The 19,978-nt window shown below is 35.5% G+C and carries 22 protein-coding genes and 1 tRNA gene; 6 read left to right on the top strand and 17 right to left on the bottom strand.

The features are described 5' to 3' along the window. Nucleotides 1-16 precede the first annotated feature (16 nt). A complete protein-coding gene (locus tag DHMRE_RS02410; protein WP_322632116.1) occupies nucleotides 17-1,267 on the bottom strand; it encodes an aminotransferase class V-fold PLP-dependent enzyme in 1,251 nt (416 codons plus the stop codon). A 91-nt stretch (nucleotides 1,268-1,358) separates the two neighbouring features. On the opposite strand from DHMRE_RS02410, the gene DHMRE_RS02415 reads away from it, so the two are divergent. Both DHMRE_RS02415 and DHMRE_RS02420 read left to right on the top strand, forming a co-directional pair. Then, nucleotides 1,359-2,078 (top strand): hypothetical protein, encoded by a 720-nt coding sequence (locus DHMRE_RS02415; RefSeq protein ID WP_322632117.1) that lies wholly within the window; start codon nucleotides 1,359-1,361, stop codon nucleotides 2,076-2,078. Between the two features lie 49 nt (nucleotides 2,079-2,127). Continuing rightward, nucleotides 2,128-2,847 (top strand): uracil-DNA glycosylase, encoded by a 720-nt coding sequence (locus DHMRE_RS02420; RefSeq protein ID WP_322632118.1) that lies wholly within the window; start codon nucleotides 2,128-2,130, stop codon nucleotides 2,845-2,847. A gap of 97 nt (nucleotides 2,848-2,944) precedes the next feature. On the opposite strand, the gene DHMRE_RS02425 is transcribed toward DHMRE_RS02420, so the two are convergent. Further along, complete coding sequence (locus DHMRE_RS02425; RefSeq protein ID WP_322632119.1) at nucleotides 2,945-4,465, bottom strand: hypothetical protein; 1,521 nt, start codon at nucleotides 4,463-4,465, stop codon at nucleotides 2,945-2,947. Nucleotides 4,466-4,560: 95 nt separating this feature from the next. Between DHMRE_RS02425 and DHMRE_RS02430 the strand changes: the two genes are divergently transcribed. From DHMRE_RS02430 to DHMRE_RS02440, 3 genes are all read left to right on the top strand, one after another. Further along, nucleotides 4,561-4,635, top strand: a tRNA-Lys gene (locus tag DHMRE_RS02430). A 58-nt stretch (nucleotides 4,636-4,693) separates the two neighbouring features. Beyond that, nucleotides 4,694-5,719 (top strand): PCRF domain-containing protein, encoded by a 1,026-nt coding sequence (locus DHMRE_RS02435; RefSeq protein WP_322632120.1) that lies wholly within the window; start codon nucleotides 4,694-4,696, stop codon nucleotides 5,717-5,719. 85 nt (nucleotides 5,720-5,804) lie between these two features. After that, entirely contained in the window at nucleotides 5,805-6,062 is a 258-nt protein-coding gene (locus DHMRE_RS02440) for a hypothetical protein (protein WP_322632121.1), read from the top strand. 95 nt (nucleotides 6,063-6,157) lie between these two features. Here the strand turns inward: DHMRE_RS02440 and DHMRE_RS02445 are convergent, their stop codons facing one another. From DHMRE_RS02445 to DHMRE_RS02515, 15 genes are all read right to left on the bottom strand, one after another. Further along, nucleotides 6,158-7,174: a CBS domain-containing protein gene (locus DHMRE_RS02445; protein ID WP_322632122.1), complete on the bottom strand. Its 1,017-nt coding sequence runs from the start codon at nucleotides 7,172-7,174 to the stop codon at nucleotides 6,158-6,160. Beyond that, nucleotides 7,164-7,646, bottom strand: coding sequence for a ribosome-binding factor A (locus tag DHMRE_RS02450; protein ID WP_322632123.1), 483 nt, complete (start codon nucleotides 7,644-7,646; stop codon nucleotides 7,164-7,166). Before DHMRE_RS02450 ends, DHMRE_RS02445 begins: the two co-directional genes overlap by 11 nt. Further along, on the bottom strand, nucleotides 7,639-7,839 hold the full coding sequence (gene rpmC, locus DHMRE_RS02455) for a 50S ribosomal protein L29 (protein WP_322632124.1): 201 nt from the start codon (nucleotides 7,837-7,839) through the stop codon (nucleotides 7,639-7,641). Before rpmC ends, DHMRE_RS02450 begins: the two co-directional genes overlap by 8 nt. Nucleotides 7,840-7,924: 85 nt before the next feature. Then, nucleotides 7,925-8,347, bottom strand: a complete 423-nt coding sequence (gene rplP / locus DHMRE_RS02460) for a 50S ribosomal protein L16 (RefSeq protein WP_322632125.1) — start codon at nucleotides 8,345-8,347, stop codon at nucleotides 7,925-7,927. Continuing rightward, entirely contained in the window at nucleotides 8,325-9,005 is a 681-nt protein-coding gene (locus DHMRE_RS02465; RefSeq protein ID WP_322632126.1) for a hypothetical protein, read from the bottom strand. The genes rplP and DHMRE_RS02465 overlap by 23 nt, the downstream gene beginning before the upstream one ends. A 2-nt stretch (nucleotides 9,006-9,007) precedes the next feature. Continuing rightward, on the bottom strand, nucleotides 9,008-10,144 hold the full coding sequence (locus DHMRE_RS02470; RefSeq protein ID WP_322632127.1) for a hypothetical protein: 1,137 nt from the start codon (nucleotides 10,142-10,144) through the stop codon (nucleotides 9,008-9,010). A 42-nt stretch (nucleotides 10,145-10,186) separates the two neighbouring features. Continuing rightward, complete coding sequence (locus DHMRE_RS02475) at nucleotides 10,187-10,549, bottom strand: uL22m family ribosomal protein (RefSeq protein WP_322632128.1); 363 nt, start codon at nucleotides 10,547-10,549, stop codon at nucleotides 10,187-10,189. Nucleotides 10,550-10,560: 11 nt separating this feature from the next. Further along, nucleotides 10,561-10,830 carry a ribosomal protein S19 family protein gene (locus DHMRE_RS02480; RefSeq protein WP_322632129.1) on the bottom strand — a complete coding sequence of 90 codons (270 nt, stop codon included), beginning with the start codon at nucleotides 10,828-10,830 and terminating at the stop codon, nucleotides 10,561-10,563. Between the two features lie 8 nt (nucleotides 10,831-10,838). Beyond that, nucleotides 10,839-11,684, bottom strand: coding sequence for a 50S ribosomal protein L2 (gene rplB, locus DHMRE_RS02485; RefSeq protein ID WP_322632130.1), 846 nt, complete (start codon nucleotides 11,682-11,684; stop codon nucleotides 10,839-10,841). 22 nt (nucleotides 11,685-11,706) lie between these two features. Then, complete coding sequence (locus DHMRE_RS02490; RefSeq protein ID WP_322632131.1) at nucleotides 11,707-12,708, bottom strand: hypothetical protein; 1,002 nt, start codon at nucleotides 12,706-12,708, stop codon at nucleotides 11,707-11,709. Between the two features lie 12 nt (nucleotides 12,709-12,720). Further along, a complete protein-coding gene (locus DHMRE_RS02495) occupies nucleotides 12,721-13,017 on the bottom strand; it encodes a 50S ribosomal protein L23 (protein ID WP_322632132.1) in 297 nt (98 codons plus the stop codon). A 1-nt stretch (nucleotide 13,018) separates the two neighbouring features. Further along, nucleotides 13,019-14,389, bottom strand: a complete 1,371-nt coding sequence (locus tag DHMRE_RS02500; protein WP_322632133.1) for a hypothetical protein — start codon at nucleotides 14,387-14,389, stop codon at nucleotides 13,019-13,021. A gap of 94 nt (nucleotides 14,390-14,483) precedes the next feature. After that, entirely contained in the window at nucleotides 14,484-16,898 is a 2,415-nt protein-coding gene (gene lon, locus DHMRE_RS02505) for an endopeptidase La (RefSeq protein WP_322632134.1), read from the bottom strand. Between the two features lie 113 nt (nucleotides 16,899-17,011). Further along, complete coding sequence (locus DHMRE_RS02510; protein WP_322632135.1) at nucleotides 17,012-18,778, bottom strand: hypothetical protein; 1,767 nt, start codon at nucleotides 18,776-18,778, stop codon at nucleotides 17,012-17,014. A gap of 306 nt (nucleotides 18,779-19,084) precedes the next feature. Then, nucleotides 19,085-19,252, bottom strand: a complete 168-nt coding sequence (locus DHMRE_RS02515; RefSeq protein WP_195909736.1) for a hypothetical protein — start codon at nucleotides 19,250-19,252, stop codon at nucleotides 19,085-19,087. Nucleotides 19,253-19,400: 148 nt separating this feature from the next. On the opposite strand from DHMRE_RS02515, the gene DHMRE_RS02520 reads away from it, so the two are divergent. Beyond that, complete coding sequence (locus DHMRE_RS02520) at nucleotides 19,401-19,709, top strand: hypothetical protein (protein ID WP_195909737.1); 309 nt, start codon at nucleotides 19,401-19,403, stop codon at nucleotides 19,707-19,709. Nucleotides 19,710-19,978 lie beyond the last annotated feature (269 nt).

A 19,978-nucleotide genomic window follows, 5' to 3' on the forward strand; every position in this document is an offset into this window, starting at 1 on the left:
AAATTCTTTCTGTCTATTATTGAGAAAAATCCAAAGCACTTATTATTAGATCAGGATTTTCCACTAACTCTTTTAGACAGCAGACCAATTTATCAATTTCCTCTTTGGTATTGTAAATAAAGAGAGAAATTCGGACGGCGGCTTCTTCACCAATTAATTCGGGCAAATAAGGACAGCAAAAATTGTCCGCTCGCACCAAAATATCATTTTTGCTTAAATAATTTTCCACGTCGTGAGCGTGATAACCAATCAAGTTGAAAAGAATAATATCCACCGTTTCTAACTCTTGATTATAAATAATCACTTTTCTTAATTCTTTTAACCTACCCAAAGCATAATTTTTCAACTTTCGCTCATAACTGCTTATTTCTTTTATATCTAAGCCATTAAGAAATTCAAAAGCTGCTTTCAGACCAAATATTTGGGCTAATGGTAAAGTGCCAACTTCAAATTTTCTCGTTAAGGGTCAACATTCATTCTTATCTAATAAAAAATTATTTGGTCCATTTTTTTTCCCGCCACCTCATAATAAATCCGGTAATTTTTGGGCTAATTCTTTTTTTAGCCAAAGCACCCCAATTCCGGTCGGTCCATAAACTTTGTGTCCGGAAAAAACCAAGGCGTCAATTTTTCATTCTTCAACATTAATTGGCAAATGAGCGATACTTTGACAAGCATCAATTATCACCCAGCAATTCGGGTTTATCTCTTTAATCTTGGCGGCAACTTCCTTGACAGGATTAATTACTCCCAAGCTATTACTCATGTGAAAAAAGCTGACTATTTTGGTTTTCTTGTCAATATAATTTACCAATTTGTCAATATCAATAGTAAACTTTTCATTTAAAGGCAAAAAAATTACTTGACCGTCCTTTTCTTGGGCCAAGGCTTCCCACGGAAAACAATTAGAACTGTGTTCTAAACGGGTTAAGAAAATTTTATCACCAGGAACCAAAAAATCACGGGCAGACAAGGCTAAAATATTTAGTGCGTAAGTGGTGGAAGGCAAAAAAAAAATTTCATCCGGGTTAGCCTTAATTTTTTGGGCGATTAACTGGCGGGTTTGTGAAATGGTGTTTTGGACTTTTTGGCCTAAGAGACCACTGCCTCCACTATGGCTATTAAGAGAATATTTTTCATAATATTCCCGCACTGCTTCAATAACACTCTCTGGTTTTAGACTGGTAGCCGCACTGTCTAAATAAACAAGACTTGGGTGATGGGTAAAAAAAGGAAAAAAATGACGAATAGCAATTTCTTTATTCATAAGAATATATTAATTTTATTTCACGTTTGACAACTCTTATAATTGTGGAATGCTAAAATGATAACGCCAAAAAGCAAATAAAAATAATAATATGAAGTCAAAAAAATGACAACCAATAATTTTATTGATTGGTGGCGTAATTGTTTTACTCTTAATAATCGGGAGTGTTTTCTTAATCAAACAAAAAAACGATAAGCAATCTTCTTCTTCTACTCCTAGTCAAACGCCTCCTAATAATAATCAAAACCCTCCATCCGAAGATCCGGAAAACTCAGCAGAAAAAATTAAGGAGGAATTAAAAAACCATTTAAAAACAGAAAACTATCTGGATTTGCCAGATTGTGCGTGTAGTGACGACAGACTTGTTATTCTCTTGCGTAAGGAAGGCAAACCTGTTAGTAAGAAAGAATTTTCCCTTGTGGGAATGAGCGAAAAAGTTAAGCAAGAAATTGAAAAATTATCCGAACAATTTCCTTTTCGAGCAGAAGAGTTAATAAACAAAGATATTGCAAAGTTAGACCAAAATCCCAACCTACTTTATGATGGAAGAGTAACCAGCGGACGTCCTGGAAACCCGGAACAGAAATATTGAGAATTTGCCAACAGAGAAAATCAAGAAGATATTAACGTTTATATCCCTATCAATCACCCAACTTTAGTTAACTTTGTTATTGAAAAAAAGAAGCTTTACTTAGCAACCGGAATTGACAAAATAAAAATCGAAATAATTTCCAAAAACGGCCTGGATTTTAAATGTAAATTTGTCGAATTAGAGGACCAAATTACGTTTGTCCCTTTTTCTGGTTGATAAAACCCCCCCTCAAAACTTCTACTAATGACAAAAACGCAAAAATTAAATAATGAATAATGACTTTTTATGAAAAGAATTTTACTTAGATAAAATTGACCCCAGTTGAGTCCCTTTTTTTCAACAAGAAGCCCAAAAAGTTTATTTTTTTCCTCTGCTGGCAAAACTGAGCCAAGAATACCAAAATTATAAATGTTGACCCCGAAAAGAAAATATTTTTCGACTTTTTCGGGAAATTTCGGTTCACCAAATAAAAGTAGTAATATTAGGGCAAGACCCTTATTATTTGCCGGAAGTAGCCGATGGTTTAGCATTTAGCACCCAAAGACCTAATTATATACCAGCCAGTTTAAACAATATTTTTTTGGAATTTAGCAGAGATCTTAATTGTTCGCAACCTCTCAACGGAAATTTACTTCCCTGGGTCAAAGAAGGTATTTTTTTACTTAATACTGCCTTAACAGTAAAAGAATGAAAAGCCGCTGCTCACATGGATTGATGAAAAGAGTTTGTCTATTCTCTAATAACTTATCTAAAAAACTATGAAGAAAAATTAATTTGAATACTTTGAGGAACGCCAGCCCAGCAAATTGCAAAAAAATGTCAGATCAATGAAAATCGTAAAGTAGTTGGGGTTCACCCTTCTCCTCGTAGTGCTGATCGTGGTTTTTTTGGTACACGTCCTTTCTCTAAGACTAATCAGTTATTATCTGAATCGGGCAAAGAACCAGTTAACTGATTTTCTATTCTGTCCCCGAAATTGGAAAAATAGACATGGATATTTTGTCGTAGACCAAAAATAGGCCTGATACTTTGCTGAAAACCAAAAAAAAGCAAGAACTTTTGTCTAATAAGATCAAAAATGCTGCTTACTTTTTTTTCTTTTTAGTAATAAATCTAATAACTAGAACAAACAGAGCACCACCTACCAAAATAAGAGCGCCAATGCTTACTATTTTTAAGATAGTGTTTTCTTGAGGATTAATTTGTCCGGAATTGTCATCTAATTTAATTGAACTCTCATTGATTTCTCCCACTGTTACTTTATAAAGATATTCATTTATTTGGCTATCAGTCAGAACTTCGTCTTTTTTTAGCGAATAATATTTTCTAATTTTCGCATCCTTATTTTTTTTATCATCAGCATTTAATTGGTCGTATTCAAATCGTTTAATAATAGTAATTGCCTCTTGAGGTGATTTATTGGTAATCAAACTATTAAGGTCAGGAGCCGAATGCTGGGTGGAGATTTCGGTTAAAAAATCGTTATTTTCTTTAACATTTTCAAGCAGGTTTCTTACTCCCTCGGCAGTATTAAATGGACCTTTTTCTTGTTTTCATTCGGCTATTTTGGCGTCAGTAAAAGTTTGCTCCAAACTTGGGTCAATATTTTTTAATTCTTCCCTCCACTCGTTAGGACTTTGGTCAGTATCTTTTTTTGGATCTTTATCGGTGGGTTCTTGGTTGTCGTCTTTCCCATTGTCTCCGTTGTCGTTATTTCCGTTTCCATTGTCAGGAGTAGGCTCTTGGGAGTCGTCGGAGGGTTGTTTTTTTCCAGGTTTGGGGTTATCGCCTGGTTTTGGATTGGGATTTGGTTGTTTTGGTCCACTACTATCGTCTATCAGAGAATTGAACTCATTAATTAACTCTTTGGCCTTGGCATCTATCTTTTCGGCATTACCAGTTTGCGCCTTAATAGCACCAGCAAGCCCGCTTCCCATACCATAATAAGTATTAGCCGCATTAACAATGGCGGAGCAGCTATGCAAACTTTTATTTCGGATATCTCCGACTTTGACTTGTAGACCTTTTGTTGGCTTACCTTTCAGGGCAGCCGCAAAGTGTTTGTCCTTGTCAAAGAAATTAGTAAAGCCAAATAAATCCCCTTTCACTTGCTGGACTTTTTCTAAAAACAAGTGCCGAGTATTTCCTGAATAATCTATTAGCGTAACTTCCTCTAACTTTTGACACTCGGCTAATTGATTAGCAACTCCACGGATTATTCCTTCTGCCAACTTTTCAGGGTCGCATTTACCAAGGAATATGTCTCCACCAACGAAAGGAACAGCCAATTTTTCGGAATTATTTCTCTCGGCTAAAATAATACAATTTTGGACGGATTTGACTACGCATTCAATAAATTCCTCATCACTAGGAAATTTTGACCGTTCCTTTGGCCCAGCATGAATGATGTGAGTAATTCCTTTGCTATTGAGGATTGAAGAACCATTTCCGGAGCCATCTAAAGTGTCGGTCATTAAGGCACAACCAGCCGGCAAATTGCCCTTGGTGACTGAATAGTTTGCAATTCCTACCGACGAAATTGGCAAATGCGGATCTTTTTTGTATTCTGGTTCTTGGCCCGTTTTTCTCAGAGCAGTGTAATTCATATTATATTATTTTATTATGTTTAACTTAATTAAAAACTATTAATAAGTACTTGTTTTTAACTCTGTTTTTATCACTCCTAACGATTAAGCAAAAAGCCTTGTTAGCTCAATGGTAGAGCAATTGACTCTTAATCAAGAGGTTGGAGGTTCGAATCCTCTACAAGGCACCAGAATAATCATTGAAAACCTGGTTAAAAATATATACAAAATAAATCTATCAGAAAATTTGTGAACAAGGATTCAGAAACTAAAATCATTGACTATTTAAAAAAATTAGAAAAAAACGAAATTTTTCCTCCGATAAGCAGTAAAAAAAAAAATCTCCTGCTGGCCAGCAAAAAGGAGTATGAAAGGTTAGACCAGGAACAAAAAGATTATCAGGAATTAAGCCAAGAAGCAAATAAAGAGGAGCGTGATTTTTTGCTGAAAGAAGTTGAAAATCTCCAAGAGCAAAAAGAGCAGTTAATCTCTAAAATTAGAGAACAAATAATGGCTGAGGAGGAAACAAGCCAAAATGTCGTTGTAGAAATCCGTCCACATGCGGGTGGGAAAGAAGCCGAATTATTTGTCGGTGACCTTTATCGGATGTATGAAAGTTTCGCTAAAGAAAAGGGTTGAAAAGTAGAAATGGTGGAGACCGATGTTGACAAAGAGGGTGGTTTTAAGTTTATTTCTTTTCTCGTGAAAGGAGAAAATGCGTTTAGGTGACTAAAAAATGAAGCCGGAGTTCACCGCGTACAAAGAGTTCCGCGTACAGAAAGGAAAGGGAGGGTGCATACTTCCACAACTAGCGTGGTAATTTTGCCCGAGGCCCAAGATATAAATTTAAATATTCGCGACCAGGATTTAAAAATTGAGACTTATAGTTCCGGTGGGCCAGGCGGGCAACATGCCAACAAAACCGCCTCGGCAGTACGAGTTTTTCATATTCCGACTAAAACCATGGCAACTTCGCAGGATGGTCGCGATCAAAGAATTAATCTCAAAAGAGCAATGTCTGTTCTCAAAGCACGGATTTTAGAAAAATTACAAACCGAGAAAGCAAAAGAAGTAGGCAATTTGCGTTCTTCTGCCATTGGCACAGCAGAAAGGTCTGAAAAAATTCGCACTTATAATTGACCTCAAAATCGGGTGACCGACCACCGATTAGGAGTAAGTTGAAATAAACTTAATTTCATTATAGAAGGGGATTTACAAGAAGTATGCCAAAAACTGATTGACTATGAGGTAGAGAAAAAAATAACTTTTGAGTAGCGTAAAAAAATAATAAATAAAATTAATACAGACCAACATTTTGTTTTTCTCATATGGAGAAAAACTGTCGAAAAGCCTAGAAATTATGAATATAAAAGATTTTTTTGAGTTATTTTTTGTGGTTGCAGCCGGAATTGCTATGCCTTTTATCGTAATTGGCAGTTATTTTAATTTTTTTCCTAATCCTGATGACCGTCGCAAAGTGGGGGCCATTATTTTTTTAATTATTAGTATTATTTACGCTTTGTTTTACACTTATTTTGCCTGAAAGGCTATAAAAAGAGATAATGCCAGTTGAAAAAGAATTGTAGGAACTGAAAACAATGATAAAAAAAACAAATAAAATGCTGCAAGCAAAACCTAATGTGTTGTCGTCAAGACTAAAGGTAAAAACGTCCTTACTTATTTAGGTGTTAAAAAGTAAAAACTGACTAAACATTAACGTCGAGGAAGCAACAATATTTCTTTTTCATCTTTTATTTTTCCCACTAGGGCACTTAAAACATCTTGGAGGGTGATAATGCCTAGCAATTTTTTTTTCTCTTGAATGACAGCCATGCGTGAATTAGTGGTTTGTAATTTAGTTAAAACTTTGTCCAATTTATCCTGGGGAGAAAAACGGATAACTCTTTTGTCAACATAATCTTGCCACCGGATTTCTTTGTTTTTTATTAGTTTTCAGTAAAATAATTCCATATTAAAGGTTCCTATTACCTCTTTTTTTTGGTTTAAAACCGGATAACGGGTGAAAAATTCTCGGGAGTGAATGGTCTGGATTTCGGGGTAGGGCATTTCGTGATTGAAGGCAACAACTTTTTCTCAGGGAGTGGCGATAGAAGAAACTCTTAAATCATCAAACATGAAAGCTGCTTGAACTAACTGGGCTTCATTTTTCTCTAAGACTCTATCTAAAGTTAAATTGTTGACAAAGCGCATGACATCTTGCTCTGAATTAACAAATATTCTCTTTCTCGGCTTGACTATCAGCCGTAAAAAATAATTTAAAGGCAAACGGATTAAGGCGTAAGTAATATCGATAAAAAAATTGTTAAAAACCATTTTTCGGCTACCGGGTCGGTTGGCTAAATAACGAGCAAATATTTCATTAGTCAGAGCAATTGTGAGACCAAACAAAGCCAGCACCAACCACTTGTATTTATCAACCACAGTAGAACCCAGTATTTGTTGACCGATACCAGACATAAATATTTCCGACAAAAAAATATTGAGAAACACTTGTCAAATACAAATTACAGCAAAAAGGAGATTGCCATTTTTGAGGATAAAAATTATTTTTTTGCTTCTTCTTTTATCTTTTCTCTCTTTTACTAAATCTATTTTAAATAAATTGACATCGGAGTAAAGGGCAGAGATATAGTTAAGAAAAAAAGAGAATCCTAGCAGCAAAAGAAAGACAGCAACAAGAGAAAGGGATAAGAGGTCACTAATTTGCATGAGTAAATTCTTGGAGTATTTTTTTCAGATTATTCATGGTTTCTAACTCTTTGTCAAGAAGGAAAACAAGGTGGGGGATATAAGCAAATTTTTTGCTTTTTGCAATTTCTTTTTTTAGCAAAGAGGAGTATTTTTTATTCATTAATTGAAGGATTTCGGTTTGATTTTTGGGTCGAGCAAAAGATAAATAAATTTTTACATGCTCGCCTCGAGTACTTGTTTCGCAATAACTCAAAGAACAAGAAGGTAGATTATATTCCTGAACCATTTGGTGCAAAAGACGACTTATCTCTCGCTCATAGAAACTTTTTTTTGTTTGCCGAACCCAACTTCTTGGATTTTGTTTTCTGGGCTGAATAGTTTTTATATTCATAGAACCTACGTTGAGGAGGTGACTTTTTTTAGTAATTTTATTAATGCCGTGTGTGTGTGTGTGTGTGTCATGTCATATTAATGTTTTGTGACTATTCACTAATCTTCGCTCCAGAATTTTTTTTAGTCAAAAGGCGCGCAATCTCCCTTTTTAATTCTTTTATTTGGTGAGTTTTGGCTAATTGCCCCATTTTATTTTGAATGCGGAGAACCGTCAGGGTCGCACGATACTGGGCTAATAATTCCTCTTTTGACAATGGTTTTTTTACTTTTGCTTCTTTATCTTTATTCATTTTAATATTTTTATTTTAATACTTCGTATTAATACTTCGTAAAATATCAGGTCTATTTTGGCCTTATCAGGAAAAGTATCCATACTTATTTTTCAACAACTTTATATTTGCCTGGTAATTTATGGCCGGCTTGGATAAGTGCTGAATAGGCGATATCTTGGGGAACCTTGTCACTTAATTCCAAAATTATTGTTTTCTGCCTAGTTGGCGCTACTCAATTTTCAGTTGAACCTTTACCAGAACCCATTCTCACTTCCAATGGTTTTTTAGTTTTGGGAAAATGAGGATAGATATTAAATTTTCAAGGCTTATTTTTGCCGTCAGCATATTTTTTAGTATAACCACTAACCACTTTGCGAGTGGCCTCGAGTTGCTTTTCGGTTAGTTCTGCTCCTTGCTGAGCCTGTAAACCTCATTTGCCCCAAGTTATTTTTTGGTTGCCTCTGGCCGGACCTTCGTATTTTACAAGATGATAATAACGATGTTTAGTTTTTTTTGGTATGGACATGATTTCTATTTCTTTTTTGTCAAATTTTTCCTTTGTAAAGTATTATTTTGATACTTACAGTACCTCGATTCAAAACAGCCACTTGAGATCCCATCTCTACATTGCTATCCATGGTGCTGGTTGGCAATTTTCCTCACTTTCTCTTTAAAGTTTGGGCAATGCCAGTATTGTTCAAAATGCCTTTCATTTCGACACCTCCACCCTTAATTTCTGGTTCATACTCTACTTTGGCTAACACATTTTTTAAAATTTGTTTCACCGGAATCCATTTTTTTAGTTGACCAGAAATTAAATTAGCGATTGACTGGGCGTGTGCGTAAATTTTTTTTACTTTTTTCAGATCTACTTTGACAGAAATTTTTTCATCATTAACTATTTTATAAATACCTTTTAGCACTGTTTCCAGTTTAGAATTATTTTTGTCTAGTAATAGGATAATTTCGGCTTCCGTTAGGTGAGGGCGAATAAGAATGCTGTTTTTAGTGTAATAAGTTTCTAATCGAACGATATCCGGAAGGAGCGAGTATAGATAATTACGTATTGATAGATCCTTTATTGCTCAATTAACTTGGTCTTGCTTATTTTCCGGAAAAAAATAACTATTCCAAACTTGATTATAACCTAAACGCATTGCATACGGACTTGCTTTCTGTGCCATTATTATTTAATTTTAGGATTTTTTTTTCTGGACTTTGCCAAGATAATAATCAATCCAATAAAAGTCATCAGTGAAAGTCCGATAATTGAATAAGTGATTATCTTATTCTCATTTGGATTTTCAGTAGTAGAGTTGTTTTTTTGTTGGTTTTTTAACTCTTGAAGTTGCTGCTCTAATTTGGCCGCTGCCTCGTTATCACCATCTATTTTGGCTTGCTCCAACAAAGATTCTTTTTTGCCTATTTCTTTTTCTATTTCCACTTTTGCTTGGAGTGCATGGGGATTATTATTATCATTCTTTCACACGCTTTCTCAATGGTAGCCGGGATAGCCTCATTCATGCAAAAATGAAGGAGGAATTTTATCCATATTATCGTAATAGATTTTGCCATTCTCAAACAAAATACTATTTTGGTCTAATCTTTCAAGCCAGCATTTTTGTCGTTGCAATCCTAAACTTTCTAAATGTTCCTCTTCCTTTTTTAATTTGGCTCCTTTTTCGGCTAAACTCAATGAATTTCACCACTCATTAGCCCGACGATATTTTTCTTGGTTTCTCTGGTCTCATTTTTGTCTTATTTTTTTCTTTTCCTCAGAATCGGTGTCATTATAAACTGCAGTATAGTAAATGCAACTGTCGTCGCCGCAATATTTTTGTCCGGGTGGAACCAATTTGTAGCAGTCTAGATTAAATATTTCTTTCCCGGTTTTTGGGTCGCGATGGTATACTCCTTTGCCCGCACAATTTTTTCAACCCTGGTCTTTTCGATTTTGATATTTTTGGTTGTTTTTGTCAACTCATCACCGATTAAATTGACCTTGACAACACTTAATTCAATCTTTACCATGAAGTTCCTCCGGACAAATTAAGTAGTATTTATGGTGTTTCTCTCCCTCGCGCTCGTCATAGTCAATGGTTTCGGCTAGTTTTCCCTCCTCCGATTTAATTTCATATCCGTGTATTCTTTTTCATTCTTTTTTCTCCAACTCTTTACTGCACCACATACACTCGCTTTTGATATTTTTAGCACATTCGCGGCAAAAAAATTGCTTATTTTTTATTCCAATTCGATAAACATCTTGAGCCGAAAAATCCCTCTTACATTGAACACATTGATAGGTATCATTGATTTTATTCATGATGATTTTGTTATTTATTATTCTGTTATATTTATATATTATTTATTTTAGTGCTTTTGTATCAACAACCGCTTCTTTTTTACCCAAATACAAATTAATCAAACTATATCTCTTTCTTATCCGGTTAGTGCGGCCTTTGGCTCGATAAATGACCCTTTTTTGGATTTTTCCTTGGTTCACTTCTACTTTTTGGAGATAGAAATTGGCTGGCTGTTCTTGATTTTTTTCTAAACCTTTTGCGGCCCCTGCCAATAATTTATATAAAATTTGCCCGCCTTTTTTAGGCAAAAATTCCAGGACTTTTAAGGAATAATCCAATTTTTTTTTGCGGATTATTCCGGCTACCTCATTCATTTTTTGCGGTGAGATAGCAATAGCCGAACTTTTGATAATAATTGGTTCCATAATAATTTATTTTAATGCGTTCCCGCCTTACCATGCTCTCCAGATTTTCGAGTTGGGGAAAATTGGCCTCATTTTTTGCCTACCATATTTTGGGTAACTTGGCGTTTAAAAAACGTTTTGCCATTATGAATAAGGGCAATTTGACCTATCGCCTCTGGTGGAATTACTGAACCTCTATCTCAAATTTTAAAGGTCTTTGTTTTTCCTTCTTGATTGGCTTGTTGGAATTTTTTTAGTAACTTTTCGTTAACGTTTAAAGGTTTTTTTAAAGAACGTGGCATATATTAACTTATTTTTGGCGACGACGAACAATGAATTTAGTGGAAGGTTTTCTCTTTTTACGGGTTTTTCGCCCAAGCGTCCTTCAGCCCCAGGGACTACGTGGTGCATCATGACCGATAGGCTGCTTTTCTTTACCCCCATGAGGGTGGTCGCAAGGATTCATGGCTGAACCTCGAGTTGTTGAACGAATACCCCTTCACCGGCTCCGTCCGGCTTTGCCTAAACGGACCAAATTGGCTTCGCTATTGCCTACTTTGCCAATAGTTGCCCGACAATCGGCTAATACTTTTCTCACTTCTTTGGAGGGAAGTTTTACTAGCACGTACTTGCTATTTTCTTCTTTACCAATTATTTCTGCATAAGTTCCGGCTCCTCGTGCTATTTGCCCCCCTTTTCCTTTTTTTAATTCCACATTGTGGATGGGAGTGTTAAGAGGAATATAACGCAAAGGCAAATTATTGCCGGTTTTTATGGGAACATTTTCATCGTTTCCGCTTGTTATTTTGTCATTTACTTTTAATCCCTCAGGGGCAATTATAAGAGTAAAACTGCCGTCTCGATGGCTTACTAAATGGATAAAACAATTACGGCCGGGATCGTATTCAATACTTACAATCTTGCCTTCAATGTTATCTTTTTCATAGCGCTTTCAATCGATAATTCGATAAAATCGTTTGTGGCGTCCTCCTTGGTGTCGCACAGTAATTCTCCCTTGATTATTACGACCAGAATGGGGCGAAATCAGTTTCAATAATTTTTGGGGAATTCCTTTTTTATAAGGGGACAATTTCTCTCGATAATTCAACAGAATAGTATTGCGACGAGAATTAGTTAGAGGTCTGATGGCTTTCATTATATACTATATATTAGATATTTTACGCATAAACCGTTTGTGTGTAGGTTCTATGGTTTTTTTTTTTTTTTTTTTTTGCTAACACTAATCCTCCTACCACCATAGCCATAATTATCAGAACACTAACTAACCCTATTTTTAGATTTCGGTTGTTTCTTTGTAAATCTTGTTGTCTGCTTTGCTTTTTTTCCTGCTCCTCTTTCATTATTTTCTGCTCTAAATCCAATAATTGCTGATAAGTCTGAACCTCACTTAAAGATTTTTCTAATTCAGAATTATTTAATCCTATTTTTTGTCAACTAACTTTAATTTTCTCTTTTAATTCATTCATAACCTGTTCGTTTGGCTTTCGCAAGTCAGCAATGGTTTGGTCTTGGGCAGTAATTTGCTGTCGCAAATCAGCCATCTCTCTCGTATTATCAGGTTGCTTAATTAATTCCTTAATTTTGGCTATTATTTGCTCGAAAGTACTGTTTTGATCCAAGCTTAAGCCGCTATCCGTAATAATTTGTTTGCTAATATCCTGCTTAATCTCATCATAATTAGTTTTACCGCCCAATTGCTCTTTTAAGTGGTCTCGTTCGGCGGTCAGATTATTTTTTTGGATTTGTAAATCATCCCGTTCTTGCTTGATAGTAGTATAATCCGTGGGGTGGCTATCCCAAGTATCTTTATAGTTTTTGAGTTCGGCTTTTACGGCAACCAATTCCTTTTGATATTCTTCAACGGCTTTATCAATAAGTACCACATATTCAGTTGCACTACTATTTAACCTAACTAATATTCTATTGAAGTTCCAACTCGAATAACCACCAAAATAAGTTTTAGAATTAAGAATAGTTCGGCAGATTTTTGTGGCTTCATCGGTTATATCAGAAATATCATCCTTTTGATTTTTCAAATTATCCTCTCAAGTATCTTTTATCTGTTTGTAATAGAAATATCCCTCATCCGGTTGATATTCATTTATTAATTTTTTAATTTTATCTATTCAAAACTGTTTGATTGTATTAAGGTTAGCCATATTTAATATTTTTTATTCTTTTTGTTCCTCAAAAATAGGTAATTTTTGTCCTGGCATTAATTCTACAAGGGCCTTTTTTCTTAATTTAGTATAAATCCGCGTGGGCGATTTTTGTAAATAGCGAGCTTGGCGTAAAACGGGTTTTTGCCGGCTAGTGCGGATTTTTTTTATTTTTACGGCAAACATTCTTTCTAACTCTTGTTTGATTTGAAATTTATTGGCTGAAGGCAACACATAAAAAGTATAGATTTTATTTTTTTGATAGAGTGATTGACCTTTTTCAGTCAAAATTGGTTTTTGGATTAACATATTATTTATTTTTTGACTTTTTTTGTCGCCAGATAAAGACTGAAATACCAACTATTATTATTCCCAAGGCTACCCCTCCTATTAATCAATAATATTTATTTCCTGTCGAAGCATTATCAGGAGAAATATTTTCCGAGTTAAGGCCTAATTCTTGGGCTGTTAATTCATTTTTATCAATTTTACTCAAACTATCTTTAATTAATTGATATTCAAAATTATTATTTGTACTAGATATAATTTTATTATCATTATACGTGATAACTAATTCGCCATTGTGGAAAGAGATTTGTTTAATCTTATTCTGGCGAAAATACGACTTAATTAACTCTAATTCCGAATCGGAAAGGAGTTTTTTCTCTTCTTTCTTTTCCCCATCCCTATTTAGCGGTGTTTCTTTCTCCTGTGGACTTGGTTCTTGCTCTAAACTAGCCAATATTCCATTTATCTCATGGAGACTAAGACACCTTTGACTAGAATTGAAAAAAAAGGTTCTTAATTTTCCTCACTTCGCCAATTGGGAACTACTTTTTTCCTCAATATTGCCGTTGGCATAATAAATAATGTAGTTATCGCCACCTGATTCAATTATCTGCTTAATTGATTGACCTTGAAAGTATTGGCGAAGTTTTTGGAAAAATTCTTTCTTTTTTTGATTTTGCTCCGCACTTTTTTTGCTTTGAAAAAATGGTAGTTTGTCAAGAAAACGATATCTAATTAGTGCTTGCCTGTTTTCTACTTTATCGCTTCGAAAGGCAAGGTCAAAAATAATTTTTTGGGCTCCATCCCTTCCGATTTCTTTTTCAATTTGGGCGGCGACTTCGGGACCAAAAGCGATTAATTTATCTAGAACATTACGCTGATAATCATCGTTTAATTTTTGTCGGCGGGCATTTATCTCATCACCACAATTGTCACACAAATTAGATTCATAAATGTTAATTTGTTGACCTCCTTTTTCGCCAATAAAATTGCTAGCACAGTTTAATTTTTTTTCTCAATATTCGCGGGTTAATCTTTCTAGTTCCGGAATAATTTTCTCGGCAACTTGGGCTTTTTGATAAGCAGCGTTAAGTTTTTCCCGCAAAGAGCCGGAAATATTTCTCGAAAAAAATTGGGCAATGATTTCTTTTTGAAAACCGACTCCTTCATTTACTTCTTTCAATGCCCGCTCTGCATTATCATTGCCATGATAAATGTCATAATAGACAGAGTGAGTGGTTTTTTCTTTTTGACAAGCCTCACATAGTCCTCAACGAAGATTATGGTGTTTTTCACAAGCGAGGTAGGAAGTAAATTCCCCCCAGTTAATTTGCTTATTACAGCCAATTACTCCACATTTGTTAACTTTACCTCATTCAAATTTTTTTGTCATATCAGTATTAATTTATTTTTATGTTATAAAAAGGGATGGTTTTCCCTTAAATATATTTTAGCAATTTGATAACCAAAAACCTCAATATTATTTGTTAAGGATTAACTTCAACTTTAGGCGTTGACCGCTTTTTAATAGGAAAAACACTTTTTTTGGGCTTTTTACCGAACAAAAATTTTCAAACCTCTTCATACTCATCGACAGTAACAATTTCTAAATTTTGCCGAACTTCTTCAGGAATGTCTTCGATGTCTTTTTCATTAGACTTGGGGATTATAATCGTTTTTAATCCGCTGCGATGGGCGGCAATGGCTTTCTCTTTTAAGCCCCCAATCGCTTCCACGTGGCCGTGAAGAGTAATTTCTCCGGTCATTCCTACTTCGGTGGAAATGGCTTGCTCGGTGAGAGCCGAAATAATGGCTGACGTTAGAGCAATGCCGGCACTGGGTCCTTCTTTAGGGACAGCACCTTCTACGGCATGAATGCGAATTTTATTTTGAGAAAACTTTTTGGGGTCAATACCAAATTTTTCGCAATTAGCTCTTATGTAATCTAAAGCCACCAAACAAGATTCTTTCATGATATCTCCCAAATTACCAGTGAACTCAGGCTCTCCTTCTTTGCGAGGATAGTAAGCCACTTCAATAGGCAAAATATCCCCTCCGTAGCCCGTTCAGGCTAAGCCAGTTGCAGCTCCAATTTCTGGATGCTTGCGTTTTTTGGTAAATTCGTGGGGTTTTTTCAAGTACTCTGGCAAATTTTCGGGAGTAACTATTAATTCCTTTTTTTTGCCCTGAATAAATTGGACAATAAATTTTTGGACTACAGTTTCAATTTTGCGGTTCAATTCTCGCACGCCCGCCTCACGAGTATAATTTCTTATTAAGTGTTTAATGGCTTCGTCAGTAAACTTTATTCTCTCTCCTTTTTCGTCTTTAGTAATAGAGCGATATTTCTCCAAAACGACAGGAATGCGGTAATCTTTGGCAATATGAAATTTTTCGATCTCCGTGTAAGAAGAAAGGTGAATCATTTCCAGACGGTCTAACAAAGGAGCCGGGATTTTTCAAGGGTCGTTGGCAGCGCAAATAATAATGACCTTCGACAAGTCATAAGGAATTTCTTCTCCTAAATAATTATCGATAAACTTTTTATTTTGCTGTGGGTCAAGAACCTCCAATAAGGCATAAGCCGGATTTCCTCGTCAACTATCTTGCCCAATTTTATCTAACTCGTCGATAAAAAGGAGAAAATGTTTATCACCAGCTTTTTTGGCTAATTGGATGATTCGACCTGGCATAGACCCGACATAAGTGCGAATATGACCTTTTACCGTCGCTACGTCGTTAACCCCGGCTGCCGAGAGAATGACAAATGGCAAACCCAAGGCTTCGGCTATGGATTTAGCAATGGAAGTTTTTCCCACTCCTGGTGGGCCTCACAACAAGAGATGTTTGCTAGCCGATTCTTCTTCTTTGGCACTTCAGGAAGCAGCCAAATATTCACAAATTTTTTCCTTTACTTCTTCAAGTCCATAGTGATTTTCGTCTAGTTTTTGGCGAACTCGGACTAAATCTCGGGTCTCCTTTTTCTTCTGTCACCACGGTATATTAACAAGTCAATCAATATAAGTGCGGATCATGCTAGCCTCAGTTGAACTAGGGTGCATGGCCTCATAGCGTTCAATTTCCTCGTAAGCAGTTTTTTTTACATACTCCGGATAAGGTTCTTTTTCCAAACGCTCCAAATGTTTTTTTATTTCTCCACTGCCATAACCACGAGATTTTTTGAGTCTCCTTTCAATGGCTTTTTGTTTTTCACGCAAGTATCACTCCTCTTGCTGCTTTTTAATTTCCTCTTTAGTTTCTTTTTCCAAGTCCTCGTCAATTTTTCGTCGATCAGGTAAGTTAATTAAAATGTCAAGCCTTTCTTGTAAATCCAAAGAGGCCAGGATTTTTCATTTGGTTAATTGATCGATTTCACGGCTATTTTGAGCGATAAAATCGATTATATTAGTAACATTACCCCGCATCATAGTCATGTAAGGCAACTTGTCGACCGCACTCAATTTGGATTTTTCCAGAATGTCTGGTAGGTGGCGAACAAATCTTTCGGTCAATTCATCCAAGATCCTTTCGTCCAATTCTTTTTCTGGTAAAGTTTGATATTTGCCGTTTCAGATTTCACCCCGTTTTTCCAGGTCGGTTATTTTTATTCTTTCCAAGCCCCGTAATTGAATTTCTTTGAGGGAATTGAGAAATGGCTCCAAATCGGCCGTGTTAGCAATATCCAAATTAATTTTAGCCAAGGTTCCGAAAGGCACAAACTTCTCTTCAGGCTTACCAGTAATTTTTTCCTTATTAGGAATAACCAGCAAATAACCTTGACAATCTTTTCAGGCCTGCAATAGTACTTTCTTTCAATAAATATTATTCTCTAAGGGGAGAAAGTTATCACACCGCGGAAATAAGAAAAAGTTATCTAACAATAAAATAGGGAATTCAGTCATAGTTTTTAATTTTTTTATGCTTTATTATATATTTATTTTTTATTATGAATTTGTTAATAATGAAAGCAAAATGAACTAATCTTTCCAAACCATTACTCGCTAATTCCACATGTTTATTTATCGTCCTCCGGCAAAGTATCCCTGTTTATTTTTCTCACTAAATAATAAACTATTCCGACCAAGGCACCTATTATCCCGATAATTAAAATTATTCCTCCCGGAGTTTTGTATCACGACGGATTTTCTGAAGATTGATTGCTACTTTCGGCTTGGGATTTAGCAGTTTTTCATTCTTGAAGTTTGGTTTCCATTTTGTTTACCAATTTTTTCAAGGCTTCTTGTTGAACTGAGGAGTAATTGGCGATGATATTATGGTTCTTGTTACCCTGAGTATAACTTTTTAATTTATTTAGCTTGTCTTCTAAATCTGTTAATTGAGTTTTCCAGTCAGTATAATCAGATACTACTATAGTTATTAGTTCGGTTAATTCTTTTTCATCAGAACTGACCTGATTTCCTTGGTCTCTAATCTCTGCCGCTTTTTCTGCCAGAGGAAAATAAATCTCATCATAATCTTGTTTATTATTCTTATACTCATGTTTATTCATAAACTCGTTTTTGGCGGCTGTGAACTCGGCGGGGTTCTGGGCGTTTTTGACTTGCGAATAATCTTTTTGCCGTTGCTGGGCTCAATCATTTAACTTTTTTAACATTTCCTCGGCATAACCTTGGTCTTGGCCGTCCTTCCTGTATTTATTTATCGCGGTCCAGGCCGTACTATTGTGAGTGTCATTTTTGAGGTTGTTGAGAGCATCCAATAATTCTCCTTTGTCGTCGTTGGTAGCAGTGTCAATCTCTTGACACTTTTGCCAGATTTCTATGGCTTTATTTAGGGCGGTTTCGGAGTTCTTAATATCAGTTTTTATTTGCTGGTAAGCATCCTGACCGTCAATTTTTAGCCCAGCCAGTAAAGATTTTAATTTTTGTCGGGTCGCTTTTAGACTTTTTTCTTGGGGAGTCATTAATTTTTCTCGAGCGGTGGCTACGCAATCTGCTCTGTCGCTGTCCTGATTTTTGACTTTTTTAGCAATGTCTAGGGCTTTTTTTTGTTCGGCGTTATTTTTGCTCTCTGAAATAAATTGCTCTAATTCCTGCTTGGTGTTGGACGTAGGAGTGCCATGGGCTTCCTCCAACAATTTCACCAACTTTTTCAGTTCGTTAAATACTGTTTCGGTGAATCCGTCCTGGTCGGGTTGACATTTTTGATAAATCTTTTTGGATAATACACCACCACGATTTTTTAATCCGGCTAATTCAGTCTTTCAAGCCGGAACATCGTCATCTGGGTCGTCATTGAGTAGAGACAAAGCCCCGTCTACCTCTGTCAAAAAATTGTCAATTACCGGTTTTCAGGCTCCGCCCGAAGTATAAAAGCGAGTAGTTTTTCACTTCTCTAACTTGGCTTTAATTTCTTCCAATTTAGTTTTGTCAAGGCTATCCACATTAACGCCGAGATATTCCTCATAATCAGTTATAAATTCCGTGGCTAACTGGTAGCCTTTATCAATTTTATCTTTCATGGCCGGGTCGTCATATTTAGGAGCGGGTTTGGCACCAACTCCGGCAGCATCACCTGGAATTCGTCATTCACAATGGGTTGCCGCTTTGAGAGCCCCATAATAAGAGTCTAACACCTCCTTACGACTCACTCCAATTACCTCATTAAATTGGAGGTTGATATTGGGTGTCTTTTCATGATCGGAATTAGGATTTCCTTTTCGGGTGGCATTATCGCTTTGCGGATCATCATAATCCTTGCCAAAAAAAGCCAAATCCATGGCTTCTTCGGCATTTTGGGCAGAAAGAATATCAAAGACCATTTTTGAATGGCCGCCAAATCTTCAATTACCATTGACATAAAGATAATCACCGGAATTATCAGCCCAAATATCACCCGGTTGAAATCCTAAACATTCCTCTGGCTTACGGTTAGCAAAAACCTGAACGTCATTTCCCTTTCTATCCTTAATGGTCTTTTCCTTCGTAAATATATCGCTGTTTGAACCAGTATAACCATCAGCAAAATTGCGAAAATTATCAATATTTTCTTTGGTGAAGCAAACCGGTTTATCCGAGTCAATTTTTTCAACTTTAAATTTAGGTAATTATATAGAATTTTACACTAATTATCTTTTCTCTCTTTCTTTTCAATTTTTAGGTGGAGGAATTTTAAACATAGCCTCTACCATTTTATCAAAGTCTTTTTTTCTGACTTTTCTTTTTTCCTCTTTTTCGTTTAGACTAATAAAAGAACCTTTACCACATTTCGGACAGTGAATTAATTTCTTTGTCATATAAATAGTTTTATGGATTACTTACAATTTTAAGATTAATCATTTACTGATTAGATTTCATTATAATCAATAATTGTAAATTATTTATCTATAAAATCACCTAGTAAATAGTATTAAAATTGTAAAAAATGCTAAAATATAATATATTATGATAATAGATTTGTTTGCCTCATTATTTATATCAGGGATGTTTCCTGGTGGTGTTGCTGTTTGAGTGTTTTATGCTTTTTGAATTCTTATTTTTGGTTATTGGATATATAGTGTGGTTAGATTAAGTAAAAATAAAAGCAAAGGTGGAATGTGAGCTATATTAGGAGTTGGTTTATTAATATCTTTCTTTTTCGCTTGTATAGCAAGCATGTTTATTAGTAGTGATAAGGGTGATACAGAGAGAGAGAGAGAGAGAGAGAGAGAGAGCAAAAATAGCAATTTGAAATTGATATTAAAACTTCTATAAGGGGTTAATTTTTCAGCGAGGGCAATCACAAAAAAACATTTGGGTCGGTTCTTAAACTAAATCCACCAGTGGCTACCCTCGCTCAAAAGTTAATTCCATAAAAATAAGCGAAAAAAATCCCCCTCTTTTTCTTAAAATTTTTAGACTAGCAGTAATTATGGGAACCTGTTTCATAGTTATCTACTTTGCTACCCAGACTATCCAGCCCAGCCAACTATGAGGAAGATTCCAAATCCCTGACTAAACTGGGTCTAAATAGGTAGGGTAGG

Origin of the sequence: endosymbiont DhMRE of Dentiscutata heterogama (assembly GCF_002888635.2) — a bacterium.
In the GTDB taxonomy this organism is placed as follows: Bacteria; Bacillota_I; Bacilli_A; order Mycoplasmatales; family CGIF01; genus CGIF01.